This window comes from uncultured Campylobacter sp. (assembly GCF_938030785.1).
Taxonomy (GTDB): Bacteria; Campylobacterota; Campylobacteria; order Campylobacterales; family Campylobacteraceae; genus Campylobacter_B.
On sequence record NZ_CALHIK010000035.1, the window covers coordinates 1 to 14,336 of the forward strand.

General features: G+C 48.9%; 12 protein-coding genes and 2 pseudogenes. 7 read left to right on the top strand and 7 right to left on the bottom strand.

Features of this window, described 5'->3' with window-relative positions; all coding sequences use genetic code 11:
* The 7 genes and pseudogenes from Q0438_RS01800 to yajC form a co-directional block, all read right to left on the bottom strand.
* A pseudogene (locus Q0438_RS01800) lies at positions 1-633 on the bottom strand (bifunctional folylpolyglutamate synthase/dihydrofolate synthase); the annotation flags it as partial.
* Positions 611-1,153, bottom strand: coding sequence for an LPS assembly lipoprotein LptE (lptE, locus tag Q0438_RS01805; RefSeq protein WP_299186661.1), 543 nt, complete (start codon positions 1,151-1,153; stop codon positions 611-613). The pseudogene Q0438_RS01800 and the gene lptE, both read right to left, overlap by 23 nt.
* Before the next feature lie 6 nt (positions 1,154-1,159).
* Positions 1,160-3,607 (bottom strand): leucine--tRNA ligase, encoded by a 2,448-nt coding sequence (leuS, locus tag Q0438_RS01810; RefSeq protein WP_299186662.1) that lies wholly within the window; start codon positions 3,605-3,607, stop codon positions 1,160-1,162.
* 8 nt (positions 3,608-3,615) lie between these two features.
* Positions 3,616-3,957: a DUF6394 family protein gene (locus Q0438_RS01815; RefSeq protein ID WP_299186666.1), complete on the bottom strand. Its 342-nt coding sequence runs from the start codon at positions 3,955-3,957 to the stop codon at positions 3,616-3,618.
* Positions 3,958-3,966: 9 nt separating this feature from the next.
* Positions 3,967-4,935, bottom strand: a complete 969-nt coding sequence (secF, locus tag Q0438_RS01820) for a protein translocase subunit SecF (RefSeq protein ID WP_299186669.1) — start codon at positions 4,933-4,935, stop codon at positions 3,967-3,969.
* Positions 4,919-6,523 carry a protein translocase subunit SecD gene (gene secD, locus Q0438_RS01825; RefSeq protein WP_299186671.1) on the bottom strand — a complete coding sequence of 535 codons (1,605 nt, stop codon included), beginning with the start codon at positions 6,521-6,523 and terminating at the stop codon, positions 4,919-4,921. The genes secF and secD overlap by 17 nt, the downstream gene beginning before the upstream one ends.
* Positions 6,516-6,785, bottom strand: coding sequence for a preprotein translocase subunit YajC (yajC, locus tag Q0438_RS01830; protein WP_299186673.1), 270 nt, complete (start codon positions 6,783-6,785; stop codon positions 6,516-6,518). Before yajC ends, secD begins: the two co-directional genes overlap by 8 nt.
* Between yajC and Q0438_RS01835 the strand changes: the two genes are divergently transcribed.
* From Q0438_RS01835 to Q0438_RS01865, 7 genes and pseudogenes are all read left to right on the top strand, one after another.
* A complete protein-coding gene (locus Q0438_RS01835) occupies positions 6,761-8,104 on the top strand; it encodes an apolipoprotein N-acyltransferase (protein ID WP_299186676.1) in 1,344 nt (447 codons plus the stop codon). The genes yajC and Q0438_RS01835 overlap by 25 nt on opposite strands.
* A 64-nt stretch (positions 8,105-8,168) precedes the next feature.
* Positions 8,169-8,888, top strand: a complete 720-nt coding sequence (gene pyrH, locus Q0438_RS01840; RefSeq protein ID WP_297881798.1) for a UMP kinase — start codon at positions 8,169-8,171, stop codon at positions 8,886-8,888.
* 23 nt (positions 8,889-8,911) lie between these two features.
* Positions 8,912-9,130: a DNA-directed RNA polymerase subunit omega gene (locus Q0438_RS01845; protein ID WP_299186679.1), complete on the top strand. Its 219-nt coding sequence runs from the start codon at positions 8,912-8,914 to the stop codon at positions 9,128-9,130.
* Positions 9,108-11,300: a RelA/SpoT family protein gene (locus tag Q0438_RS01850; protein WP_299186682.1), complete on the top strand. Its 2,193-nt coding sequence runs from the start codon at positions 9,108-9,110 to the stop codon at positions 11,298-11,300. Before Q0438_RS01845 ends, Q0438_RS01850 begins: the two co-directional genes overlap by 23 nt.
* A gap of 16 nt (positions 11,301-11,316) precedes the next feature.
* The gene (gene tyrS, locus Q0438_RS01855; RefSeq protein ID WP_299186684.1) at positions 11,317-12,522 is read left to right on the top strand and encodes a tyrosine--tRNA ligase; all 1,206 of its coding nucleotides are present in this window, start codon (positions 11,317-11,319) and stop codon (positions 12,520-12,522) included.
* Positions 12,522-13,610, top strand: a complete 1,089-nt coding sequence (locus Q0438_RS01860) for a nitronate monooxygenase (protein ID WP_299186687.1) — start codon at positions 12,522-12,524, stop codon at positions 13,608-13,610. The genes tyrS and Q0438_RS01860 overlap by 1 nt, the downstream gene beginning before the upstream one ends.
* Positions 13,594-14,336: pseudogene (locus Q0438_RS01865) on the top strand (hypothetical protein); the annotation flags it as partial. The gene Q0438_RS01860 and the pseudogene Q0438_RS01865, both read left to right, overlap by 17 nt.

Sequence of the window (14,336 nt, forward strand, 5' to 3'; positions counted from 1 at the left end):
TGCCAGCGTGAGATACTCGAAATACGACAGGCTATCTTTAAACTCCGAGGGCAAGTTTGCCTGCAAAAATTCATGCGCGCGCTGAAGCTGCACGTCGCTAACGTCGCGTCCGATCGGCGCGGATCTGAAATTTAGATCAATCAAAGCAGCTTTAAAATTTAGCCCGACCGGCGCGGCGGCAGAATTGGCTTCAAGCGGCATACCGTTAAAATTTGAGCCCATCGGCGTAGCGTTAGAATTTAGCCCAAGCGGGGCGTCGCCGAAATTTAGCCCGCCCGAGCCTTTTGTGTCGCGGCGGATACTTACCGCAGCACGCGCATTTTCCGTAGCGCGCGATTTTTCCGCGATAAGAGCATTTACCGCGCCGGGGCCCGCAAGATAGATGCGCTCGTTGAGCCTGAAAACGTGCGGGCTGGTGTAGTGCCCGACCCTAAAGCCCGCGGCAGCGATCGCGTTGGCCAAAAACCGCCCGGTGCTGCCCTTACCGTTGGTGCCGATGATCTGAATGACGTTTTTGAGCGGAATTTTATCCTTTATGCTCTCGTACGCCTTCGGAAAGCGCTCATAGTCGATCTTTTTATAAAAAATCGGGCGATCATTTAGAAATTTTTTAACGCTGCAAATTTTGCTCAACCCTCAGTCCTTTGATCGCAAGCGCCGAGACGAACTCGTCAAATGCCTGCGCCGAGGCGTTTTCGATCGCGTCGTAGCGATCCTTGTCGCTTATAATCGAGCTCGTGTCGTAGTTGTTTTTGACTAGACGGCTGACCCTGAAATCGTAATCGCCCACGCAATCTTTGCTAAAAATTTCGCCGTTTTTAAGCTTCGTACTGAAATTTACGACCAAATTTGCGCGGTAGCTCGTGATATAGCCGAACTGATCGTATGAAAGCTCGCTAAAGCTCAGCCTTTTGATCGAGGCGACGATCTGGGTTTGAGCCGAGTTTTTATCCGCAAGGCTCATGCCCAGGCGCTGGACTATGCCCTGCCTGATCGCGTCTTTGATCGCGACGGTGTTTTGCGGATCGGTCTTGCTCATCATTACATCCACAAATACGCTTCCATCCATCGTTTCTTTCGCGATCCTTGCGGCGGGTTTGTAGCCGCAGCCGATCAAAAAAATCAAACAAAAAACGGTTAAAGCTTTCCTCATCTTCGCCTACTTTATCACCAAATTTACGAGCTTGTTTTTGACGTAAATTTTTTTTACGATGCTCTTGCCCTCTAGCCATTTGGCGCAATTCTGCTTCGCAAGGCTTAAAATTTCGCCCTCGCTTAGGCTCGCGCTCGCCTCGAACTCGGCGCGCTTTTTGCCGTTAATCGTGACGGCGAGTTTGATCGTATCGCTCTCGAATACCTCTTCGCAAACTCTCAGCTCGCAAAAATTCGCCCGTCCAAACAGCCTCTCGCTAAGCTCTGCGCAGATGTGCGGCACGATAGGCTCAAGCAGACTTAAGATCACAAAGTAGCCCTCGGTGAATACGTCTTTGTCGCTCTGCGCGTTTAGGGCGTTTAGCGCCTCCATACACGCAGCGATTAGGGTATTAAAAGCAAAGCTACTCTCATAAACCTGCTGCGATTTCTTAAGCGCCTCGTAAACTTTAAGGCGAGCATATTTTTCCTCTTTATTTAGGCTCGCATGGTCGATCTGCGGAATTTTATCCGTGGCATAGGCGTTTTCGGCGCGATCGTAAAGGCGATTTAAAAATTTATACGCGCCCTCTACCGCGCTGTCGTTCCACTCAAGCTCCTTTTGCGGCGGTGCTGCAAAAAGTATAAAAAGTCTCGCCGTATCGGCGCCGTATCTCTCGATAATATCATCGGGATCGACGGTGTTTCCCTTGCTTTTACTCATCTTCGCGCCGTCTTTTAGCACCATACCCTGAGTTAGCAGCCGCTCAAACGGCTCGCTATCGCGCAGATAGCCTATGTCGCGAAGAGCCTTTTGGAAAAATCTCGCATACAAAAGGTGCAATATCGCGTGCTCGATGCCGCCGATATATTGATCGACGTTCATCCAGTAATTCACGCTTTGCTCGTCAAACGCCCGCTGCTGCCACGTCCGCTCGTCGCTTGCGTAGCGCGCGAAATACCACGAGCTTTCAAAAAATGTATCGAGCGTGTCGGTTTCGCGCACCCCGTCGCCGCCGCATTTAGGGCATTTGCAAAACTTCCAGCTAGGATGCGCGTCGAGCGGATTACCCTTGCCTGTGATTTTAATATCCTGCGGAAGCTCTACGGGTAGATTTGAAATTTCTTCGCTTACAAGCCCGCATTTTGGGCAGTGGATCATCGGGATCGGCGCGCCCCAGTAGCGCTGGCGGCTCACTCCCCAATCGCGCAGTTTAAAATTTACCACGCGGCGTCCGAGCTTTAGCTCCTCAAATTTTGAGATAACGGCGCTTTTTGCTTTCTCGCTATCCATGCCGCTAAACTCTTCAGAATTTACCAAAACTCCGCTCTCTACGTAAGCTTTGCTAGCGTCGTAATCGCCGCTTTTAGGAGCGATGCTTTGGATGATCGGCAGGTTAAATTTCTTCGCAAACTCAAAGTCTCTCTCATCATGCGCAGGCACCGCCATAACCGCGCCGCCGCCGTATTCTGCTAGGACGAAATTTGCGGTCCAAACGGGGATCTTTTTGCCGCTTAGCGGATGAAGCACGCTGATTCCGAGGCTCACGCCGTCCTTATCGCTTGCTTGGCGCTCGCGCGGGCTTTGATTTAAAATTTCTCTTACCTTCGCCGCAGCTTCGGCGCCGAGTAAATTTTCATCCAAAAGTCTCTTTACGACCTCATGCTCCGGCGCAAGCGCCGCGTAGCTCATGCCGTAAATCGTATCGGGGCGCGTCGTAAAAACCCTGAAGCCCTCGATGCCGCCAAGATTAGCGCTGCTTTGCTCGTCAAATTTAAAGTTAAATTCCAAACCCTCGCTGCGTCCGATCCAGTTCTCCTGCATCGTAAGCACCTGAGCGGGCCACTTGCCCTCAAGCTCCTTTAAGCAATCCAAAAGCTCCTGCGCGTAGGCGGTGATTTTTAGATAATATCCCGGCATCTGCTTTTGCACGACCTCGTTGCCGCAGCGCCAACACCTGCCCTCCTCGACCTGCTCGTTGGCAAGCACCGTCTGATCGTGCTCGCACCAATTTACCACGGCGCTTTTTCTGTAGATGAGCCCTTTTTCAAAAAGCTTGATGAAAAATTCCTGCTCCCAGCGCGTATAGAGCGGATCGGAAGTAGCGAGCATGCGGCGAGCCGAAAAGCTAAAGCCTAGGCGGTGCAGCTCGTTTTTCATATAATCGATATTTTCGTAGGTCCAAGTTTTGGGATGGGTGCCGTGTTTGATCGCCGCGTTTTCTGCTGGCATTCCGAAGCTGTCAAAGCCGATCGGCTGAAGCACGTTGTATCCGCGCAGCCTATAATAGCGACTCAAAGCGTCGCCGATGCTGTAGTTTCGCACATGCCCCATATGGATGCGGCCGCTTGGGTAGGGAAACATCGAAAGGATATATTTTTTAGGTAGGCTATAATCATCCTTAGGCTCGAAAACCCCCTCGTCGTCCCAAATTTTCTGCCATTTAAACTCGATACTTTTACTGTCGTAAGGCATAGGCTCTCCTAAAATTCATCTCTTGTTTTTGCAGATTCGATCGAGATCAAAATGAGCGAGAAGAAATTTGCAAGCAGCGCGCCGATCGCAAGTGAGGTTACGATCGAAAGATCGCCGGGTGCGACTAAGATCAAAACAAACGCCGGTATGAGATGCAGATCCGCTACGAGCGAACTTGCGAAAAGCTCGGCTGCGAGCATATTTCGCACGCCCACCTTCAAAAGCGTCGAGACCGCATTTACGCTGGTTGCGATGAAAAGTAAAATTTCATGCCTTTCGTAAATAAATCCGCCGATCGTCGTCATGCTCATCAGAGCGAAAAATATATAAATTACCCTTCCCCAATTCATCTTCTATCCTTACACCGTGCCTTTTTCATACATGGCTCGGTTTTTTTCTTTCTCTTTGATACGGCGCTGTTTTTCAGCCAAAAACGCGCGATACTTCTCTACGTTAAATTTAAAGATAATCAGTAGCGGTGCGGCTACGAAGATCGAGCTGAAAGTTCCTGCAATGACGCCCACCAACATCACGAAGCTAAAGCCGTGGATCATCTCTCCGCCCCAGAAGAACAAAATCACTATGACGATGAGCGTCGTAAGCGAGGTTAGGACTGTGCGCGAAAGCGTGTGCGAGATCGATTCGTTGATGACTTCGTTAAGCTTGACCGATTTACTTTCCTTCACGCCCTCGCGAATTCTATCGAAAACGACGATGGTATCGTTAAGCGAATAACCCATGATGGTTAGAAGCGCGGCTAAAATTTCAAGGTTGAAATCAACGCCCGCAAGTATTAGCGCGCCCACCGCGACTACGACGTCGTGCAGATCCGATAATACCGCGGCGACCGCAAATCTCCACTCAAAGCGCAGAGTGATATAAACCAAAATCAGAGCAAACGATACGCAAACCGCCATAATGCCCTTTGTGCGAAGCTCCTCGCCGACTTTTGGACCCACTATATCGACCTTGCGGACTTCAAAATTTCCGCTGCCTTGCAAAATTTCTTGCGCGGCAAGAGCGGGGTTGTCGCCCAGCGAATCCGCAGCGCCCGAGTATCTTATAGTAACCTCCTCGTCGCTGCCGAATTCCGTCACGTTTATGTTGCCTAAATTTGCCGCCTCGAAGCGCTTTCTAATCTCGTCCAGAGGCGCTTTGGCGTCATATTTTACCTGGATGAGCGTACCGCCGCTAAAATCGATGCCGTAGTTAAAGCCCTTAATCAAAAACAGCGCGATAGAGCCTACTATCAAAATGGCAGAAAGCGCAAAGGTGAAATATCTAAATTTCATAAAATCATAAATTTTATCTTTATCGAATAGTTGCATTTGCGACCTTTCTAATTTTATAGCCGAGCCAAAGCGCGGTATTTTTGCTCTTTTCCATCTTGGCGATCACCAGCTCAAACATTCCGTGAGTACCCAAAATCGCCGTTATCATCGACGCCACGATACCAATACTCATCGTAACGGCAAAACCTTTCACGGGACCCGTGCCGTAAGCATAAAGCGCAGCAGAGGTGATCAGCGTCGTGATATTGGAGTCTATGATCGCGCTCATCGCGTTCTCATAGCCCTTGCTTATACTTTGACCTATCGAAGCGCCCGTTTTAAGCACCTCTCTGATACGCTCATTGATGATGACGTTCGCATCCACCGCCATTCCGACCGTCAAAACTATACCCGCCATTCCTGGAAGCGTCAATGTTGCGCCGAATAGCGCCATACAAGCGATCAAAAACAAGATATTTACCACAAGCGCGATGTCGGCAAAAAGCCCCGCTACGCCGTAGTAGAAAATCATAAAGATCAAAATCGCAACCGCCGCCAAACTAAGCGCCGCCATGCTCTTATCGATGCTATCCTGTCCTAGGCTAGGGCCGATACTGCGCGTTTCGGATACTTTGACCGGAGCCAAAAGCGCGCCGCTTCTAAGCGCTATCGCTACGTCGTGCGCCTCCTCGACGCTAAATCCGCCGCTGATCTGACCGCTGCCGCCGCCGATACGCTCGTTTATGCGCGGTGCGGAGTAAACCTTGCCGTCAAGTACGATCGCAAGGCGCTTACCGACGTTTTTGCCGGTAAAATCGCCGAAAATTTGAGCGCCTTGAGAATTCAGCGTAAAATTTATGATCGGCTGGTTGGTGTGCTGATCGAAGGCAACCTTCGCATCGACTAGCATCGCGCCGTCTAAAACCGGAATTTCTTTTATGAGATACTTGTAATTCGGATTTTTAACGTCGGGATAGATCACATCGCCGTAAGCTCTGGCATCCGCTGCGCTGATAGTCTGCGCGCGGTCTTGGCGCACATCGTCCACCGCCATAAGCTGCAAGTGAGCTGCTTTGGCGATCAGATCTTTGGCGCGCTGTTCATCCGCTGCGTTTTTGACGCCCGGAAGCTCAACCAAAATATAGCTCTCGCCCTGCTTTGCTACCGTTGGCTCCGCAAGTCCAAATTGATCCAAGCGGTTTCGGATAGTTTCTACGGCCTGTTCGATCGCGTATTTTTTAGTAGCCTCAATCTCCTCGGGCGTTAGCGTGACGCGGTATTTTTCGCCAGATTTTTGAATGTCCAAACCGCTTGCGGCGTTATGCAAAATCGCATCAAATTTAGAAGCCTCGTCCGCGTCTAAAATTTCAAATTCAAACGAATCGCCTTCCAATTTTAGCCCGTCCATCAACAGATCGTCGCGCTTGGCGGCGTAATTGACGCTAGCGGCGATCGATTTGATCTTTGAAACGACCGCCTCGTCGCTTTGAACTTCCAAAAGCATATGCAGGCCGCCTTGCAGATCCAAACCCAAGTTTATCTTGCTTCCCTTTTCGGTCTGGAAGATCGAAGGCGCGGCAAAAATCGCCGAAAAGATCACCGCAGCCAAAAAGATCAGCAGGCGGTATGAAATTTTACTAGTCATCTAATTTTCTTGCCACAAACTGTTTATCCAGCTCAACCATGACCTCATCGTTAAGCTTAACTGTGATAAAATCCTCGTTGGTTTTTACGACCGTGCATTTTATACCGCCGTTGGTGACGATTTTATCGCCTTTTGCGAGTGCGTCAATCATCGCCTTATGATCCTTGGCCTGTTTTTGCTGCGGTCTGATAATCAAAAAATACATAATCGCGAAGATTACGACGATAGGTAGGATTGATGCAAAGAAGTTTCCTTGTTCCATGTGTTTCCTTTATTAGAAATTTAAAAAGTAGCTATTTTACATTAAGTTACATAAATAAAGGCTTTGTTCTTGCCCTTGCGCTTTCAAATTTTATTTTCGTAGAAATTTTAAGCTCTAAATTTGACGGTTTAATCGCTCTGGCGGCGGAATTTTTCTCGCCCCTGATCGCGATAGCGGCGCTTTTTTATCTGCTAAAGGCAAGCAAGGCGGAGTGGTTTTGGTGCGGATTTTTTATCGGCGCGCTGTGGATGCACTGGATCAGCTTCAGCCTGATCTATTTTAATCTCGCGTTTTTGATCCCGCTTGAAATTCTTGGAATTTGTCTCGTTTATGCCTTTATTTTCCGCATCTTTGCGATCTTTGACGCTCCAGGTTTGCGCGCTGCATGCCTTTTGATTCTAAAATTTATCCACCCTTTCGGCTTTGATTGGCTAAATTTTGAACTGCTGCTAAGCCATGGAATTTTCAGAGCCGATCTTAGCGCGCTGGCTCTGATTTTAGCGGGGCTTTGCGCGGTTTTATATCTACGTGGGCGCGGCGCCCGGGCTAAACTTAACACCCTAATTTTCGCGGCATTTTTGATCTGCGCGCTGCAATTTAGCCAAAAAGAACCCGAGCCGCTACCGATTAAAATTTCACTCGCAAACACCGATATTTCGCAGTATGACATCTGGGCAAAGGATAAAATTTTATCCGCCGCGTTGGCAAATTTAGCTCGGATTGACGATGCGATCGCAGCGGGGCAGGATGCGATAATTTTGCCCGAGAGCGCCTTTGCGATGCCGCTAAATTTAGAAAACGTGCTAGTTGAAGCCCTAAAGGAAAAATCGCGCGCAATTACGATCGTAGCGGGCGCGGAAGCGTATGAGAACGGGAAATTTTACAACAGCGCCTATCTCTTTGCAGGCGGGCAAATGAGCCGCTTTGATAAGCACATTTTGGTGCCGTTTGGCGAAATGGTGCCGCTGCCTGAATTTGCGCGAAATTTCATCAACCGCGTGCTGTTAGACGGCGCGACCGATTTTTCGACGGCTAGCGGTTTTAGCGACTACGAGCTTGGCGGCAAGAGCGTAAGAAGCGCCGTTTGCTACGAGGCTACGCGCGCAGAGCTTTACGAGGGCTCGCCAAAATACGTCGTAGCGATCAGCAATAACGGCTGGTTTGTGCCGAGCTACGAGCCCTATTTGCAGCGCCTCATAATCCGCTACTACGCGAGCTTGCACGGCACATTGATCTATCACGCCGTAAACGGCAGCGCTAGCGAGATAATCGCTCCGAAAAAGATCTGGATAAAGCGCCTTAAAGATCATCTAAAATAGCCTAAAAAGTTATTTTTAAACGACTTTTGGATAATATTTTAAAATTTTATTAGGAGCTAAATTTATGGCTAAATACAATCGCATACTCGTAAAATTTTCGGGTGAAGCGCTAGCGGGAGAGAACGGCTTTGGGATCGACAGCGAAATTTTAAAATTTATCGCTAAAGAGATCAAGCAGCTCGTAGAGGGCGGCATCGAAGTAGGCATCGTAATCGGCGGCGGCAACATCATCAGAGGCGTAAGCGCCGCGGCTAGCGGTATCATAAAGCGCACCAGCGGCGATCATATGGGCATGCTAGCTACCGTCATAAACGCAATCGCGATGAGAGAAGCGCTCGAATACGCAGGCATGGATGTGCGCGTGCAAAGCGCGATAAAGATGGAAGCGATCTGCGAGACCTTCATCATCGGCCGCGCCAAAAGGCACCTGGAAAAAGGTCGCGTCGTGATCTTTGCCGCAGGCACGGGAAATCCGTTCTTTACAACCGATACCGCGGGCACTCTCCGCGCTATCGAGATCGGAGCCGACGCCATCATAAAAGCCACGAAGGTAATGGGGATCTACGACAAAGATCCGCAAAAATTTAAAGACGCCAAATTGCTTTCCAAAGTCACTTACGACCAGGCTTTGCACGACAATATCAGGGTGATGGACGATACGGCTATCGCGCTTGCTAAAGACAACGCGCTTCCGATCATCGTGTGTAATATGTTTAAGAGCGGAAATTTATACAAAATCGTCGAGGGCGGAGATCTAAGCTCCTGCTCAATCGTAAAAAACTGAAATTTTAAATTTAAGGAGAATTGATGAGAACCGAACAAATAGTAGCTAAGGCCTTAAAAGCAACCGGCGGAGACAGATATAAGCTATCTTTGATGATAAGCAAACGCGCCGAGCAGCTAGCTGCGGGCGAACCGCCGCTGATAGAGAACGTAGATACTCGCAAGATGAAATTTGCCGATATAGCAATCTTGGAACTAGCCGAAGGTAAGATCGCATTAGATGGAATCGTTGACAAGGATTAATGATAACTTCCTAGAAAGTCTTATCGAAGACGTTGTCGATACCAAAGATATACAAAGCGCCAAGCAGCTGCTTTATAATCTAAAAGAGCCCACTCCGCTGCTGGTGGATGCTATAAATTTATGCATCGCGCAGCACGACGGGCAGTTTCGCAAAAGCGGCGAGCCGTATGCGATCCATCCGATTTTAGTCGCCTGCTTCGTAGCCTTTATGGGCGGAGATTACGCGATGGTGATCTCCGCTCTTTTGCACGACGTGGTCGAAGATACCGATTTTAGTATAGAGCAGGTGGAGCAGAGATTCGGAGGCGAGGTTTCTAAGATCGTAGAGGGGCTTACTAAAATTGTAAACATCAGAGAGGATAAATTAGCCCCATCCAGCGATAGTAACACCAAGCTACGCACCACCGCGCTTACTTTCCGCAGAATGCTGATGATCTCCATTAACGATCAGCGCGTTTTGGTAGTCAAGCTCTGCGACAGGCTGCACAATATGCTAACCCTAGATGCGCTTCGCCCGGATAAACAAAAACGCATCGGCGAGGAGACGCTTTTGGTTTACGCGCCGATCGCGCACAGGCTTGGAATTTCATCGATCAAAAACGTGCTTGAAGATCTTAGCTTCAAATACGTAATGCCTAAAGAGTACTCGGCGATCGCCGATTACGTCGAGGAGCACAAGCAGCAGCTCCAGATGAATCTTAGTAAATTTAGCGAAAAGATCAAGGAGTATATGCTTTCAAACGGCTTTAATGAGGGCAGCTTCGATATCCAGAAGCGAATGAAGCACTACTACTCGATCTTTTTGAAGATGCAACGCAAAGGAATTTCGATCGAGGAGGTGCTCGATCTTTTGGCTATCCGTATCATCGTGCAAAAGCCGATGGATTGCTATTTGGCTCTAGGTATAATCCATACTAAATTTAACCCGCTCATATCGCGCTTTAAAGATTATATCGCGCTGCCAAAGCAAAACGGATATCAGACGATCCATACGACCGTTTTTAACGAAAGTATGATCGTAGAGGTGCAGATCCGCACATTCGATATGCACAACACCGCGGAATTCGGCGTCGCCGCACACTGGAAATATAAATATAGCGGCTCGATCAATCCGAAGCTTGATTGGCTAAACGACATCGGCATGCAGGAAGAGGACGACGCCAACGCCGAAGATCTTTACGAATACGCCAAAGATAGCCTCTACGTCGAGGATATCGCCGTATATTCCCCCAAGGGCGGAATTTTTACGTTGCCGCGCGGCGCTACGGCGCTTGATTACGCCTACGAGATACACTCTCAAGTGGGCTTAAAAGCGACCGAAGCCTTTATAAACCGCGTCAAAGTGCCGCTGCTAACGGAGCTTAAAAACGGCGACATCGTCCATATCATCACGGGGAACGAGCCGCATTACCGCTGCAGCTGGCTAAGCTCAGTCAAAACGGGCAAGGCGCGCGCGACGATAAAGGCGTTTTGCAAGCAAAAGATCAGGGACGTAAATTACGAAGTGGCGATTAAAATTTTATGCGCGATCTTTACGACGAGCAAAGAGGGCATAATAAGCTGGCTCGAGAAGGAAAATTTAAGCAAAAAGATCGGCAAAGCCGCGTATGATTCGGTATTTTTAAAAGACGTCGTAAACGCGCTTAAAAAATACCCGCTCAGAGAAAAATTTTTCAATATGAAATTTCGCAACAAATACGAGATTGAAAAGCAAAAATTTGATAATATAGTGGTGTATTCAAATTTTAAGATCGATGAGGTAGAATTCGACTACTGCTGCAATCCGAAGCGCGGCGACGACATCATCGGCTTTCGCAACGGACACGGCGTGACGGTGCATCACAAACTGTGCGAAAGAGCGAGCAACCTCATCAAAAGCGATGAGATGATCTTTGTAAAATGGACGCGCAACGCGCCGCACCGCTACAAGATCCTCTTAAATTTAGAAAATAAGCGCGGCTCGTTGGCGGCGTTTTTGAACTATTTAGTCAAGCTCGAGATCGATCTGGTATCGATAAGCCTCAACGAAAATAGCGAAACGACGTCGGATTATTTTGAGATCATCATTGAGCTGAACGAAAATTTAGACTCCGCGCAGATCAAAGATAGGCTTAAAAACCGCTTTAAGATCGTGGATTTCGTATCGCTTACGGACGTATATAAAAACTAATAATAAGGGAGAGCAGATGGCTGACATCACAGGCATTATGGAAAATTTCAAGCGCGGCGTCGCAGAGATCATAGACGAAGAGCAGATCGAGGCACTGATTAGGCGCTACTACGACAGCGGCGAGAGCTTCTACGTAAAGATCGGAATGGATCCGACCGCTCCGGATCTGCACCTAGGACACACTGTCGTTTTGAATAAGCTCGCATTTTTACAAAACCACGGCGCGATCGTGCAGTTTCTAATCGGCGATTTTACGGCTCAAATCGGCGATCCGAGCGGTAAGAGCGAAACGCGCAAAAAGCTTCCGCGCCAAGTCGTGCTGCAAAACGCTAAAACCTACGAGGATCAGGTATTTAAAATTTTAAATCCCGCCAAAACCAAAGTGATGTTTAACTCCGAATGGACCAACCGCCTGGGCGCCAGCGGAATGATCGAGCTATCCAGCACTTATAGCGTCGCTAGAATGCTTGAGCGCGACGACTTCGAGAAGCGCTACAAGGCCGAGCAGCCGATCAGTATCAGCGAGTTTATGTATCCGCTGCTGCAAGGATACGACAGCGTCTGCATGAGATGCGATATAGAATTTGGCGGCACCGATCAGAAATTTAATCTTCTAATGGGTCGCCAGCTGCAAAGAATTTACGATATCGGCAAGGAGCAAAGCGTCGTGATGATGCCGCTTTTAGTAGGCACCGACGGCACGAATAAGATGAGTAAGAGCCTGGGCAACTACATCGGCGTAACCGACACGCCGCACGATATGTACGGTAAGGTGATGAGCATCAGCGATAATCTAATGTGGGATTGGTATAATCTGCTTAGCCAAAAGAGCAACGAAGATATCGAGCTTATAAAAGGCTTCGTAGCCGAGGGCTCTATCCATCCTAAGGCGGTCAAAGAGGAGCTTGCTTCCGAGATCGTTACTAGATTTTACGACGAAAACACAGCCTTTGAAGCCAAGCAGGAATTTGACCGCGTCCACGGCGCCGGCGAGCTTCCTACGGAGATCAAAGAATATCACGTAAGCTCGCCTGCATGGATCGTAAAGGCGCTAATTAGCTGCAAGCTCGCCATATCCAGCTCGGATGCGCGCAGGTTGATAAAATCAAACGCCGTCAGCATCGATCAGAGTAAAATTTTAGACGAGCAGCTTCAGCTTAGCTCGGGCGAATATACGCTTCAAGTAGGGAAGAAAAAATTCGCCAGATTAAAGGTAGATTAATGAGTATAAAAATAGGCAAACACGAGATTAAACACCCGATAATTCAAGGCGGGATGGGACTTGGCATCAGTTGGGACAATCTCGCCGGCAATGTCAGCCTAAACGGCTGCCTAGGCGTGATTAGCTCGGTCGGCACAGGCTACTACGAAAATCTTAAATTTGCCAAAAAATCGCTCGAGGGCAGACCCTATACGAGCGAGAATTTTTATAGCAAAGAGGCGCTTTTTACCATCGTGCAAAACGCCCGTAAAATTTGCGGCGATGCGCCTTTGGGGATGAACGTAATGTGCGCGGCGAACGACTACGAGCGCATCGTAAGGGATTCGTGCGAGGCTGGCATCGACATCATCATAAGCGGCGCAGGGCTTCCTACCAATCTGCCGGAATTTACGGCCGATTTCCCAGATGTCGCGCTCGTGCCTATCGTCTCATCCGCCAAGGCCCTTAAGATCATCGCCAAGCGCTGGAAGCAGCGCTATGACCGCATCCCGGACGCCGTAGTGCTCGAGGGCCCTCTTAGCGGCGGACATCAAGGCTTTACCTACGAGCAGTGCATGGATGCGGAGTTTAGTCTGGATAATCTGATCCCGCAGGTTAAGGAAGAGATCGCTAGCTGGGGCAGCTTCCCGCTATTCGTAGCAGGCGGGATTTGGGATAAAACCGACATCGATCGCGTAAAAGTCCTGGGTGCAGACGGCGTGCAGATGGGCACGCGCTTCATCGGCACCTTTGAATGCGACGCCGCGGAGGAATTCAAGCAGGTACTTCTTAACGCCAAAAAAGAGGACATCGAGCTTCTAAAATCGCCCGTGGGCTATCCCGCGCGCGGAATTCATACAAATTTACAAGATATGATCGCCGCAGGCACGGCGCCTAAGATCCGCTGTATCAGCAACTGCGTAAGCCCTTGCGAGCGCGGCAAAGGCGCTAACGCCGTAGGATACTGTATCGCAGACCGCCTAAGCGACGCATATCTTGGCAAAACGCAAAGCGGTCTATTTTTTACCGGCGCAAACGGCTGGCGACTGAACGAGATCATATCCGTGAAGGAATTGATAGAAAAACTTGTAAATGGCGAAGATAGTTAAAATTTTTCTAATCGCGGCTTTTAGCTGCGTATTGGCGTTTGGAGCTTCCAGCGAGGCGTTTTTTGCGAAATTCGATAAGGATTTCATCGTAGCGACGCCGAATTACAAGCGCTCGCTGCACAAGGAGCTAAAATCGCTCTACGAAGGCGCGTCGCAGAAGGAAGTCCGAATAAAAGCGCTAAAAAGGCTGGTTTATAGCTCGAAAAATTTAGGACTCGACTCCTCCGCCTACGAAAAGGAGCTCGCGTGTATAAACACAAAGAGCGAAGATAAAGCAAAGTCCAAAAGCTCTAGCGACGAGAGCAAACAAAGCTCAAACTCCGCCGAAAAGAAAAGCTCGAAAAATTCTAAAAAAACAAGCTCCGCTAGCAGCGAGAATTCTCAAGCTTCGGGCGATTCCAAAACAAAGTCCGCAAAGAGCGAGAAAAGCTCCAAAACGGAAAATTCCAAAAGCTCTTCAAATTTAGCGGATAAAAGCCCCAAAGCTTCAGCCTCGGAAAATTCTAAAAGCTCCAAAAACTCCTCCGCCAAAAAAACGCAATCTGCAAAAAACACCGATCTAAGCCCGCTTTCTAAAGAGGATTTGGAGTTTCTACGCTCGACTAGACCGATCGGCGCTGACGAAGCCGTAAATGCCCAAGAGGACGATAGCGGCGAGGATACGACCGCGCAAAACGAGGATGACGAGGAGGTCGCGGATCAAAGTAGCGAGCTTAGAAAAAGCAG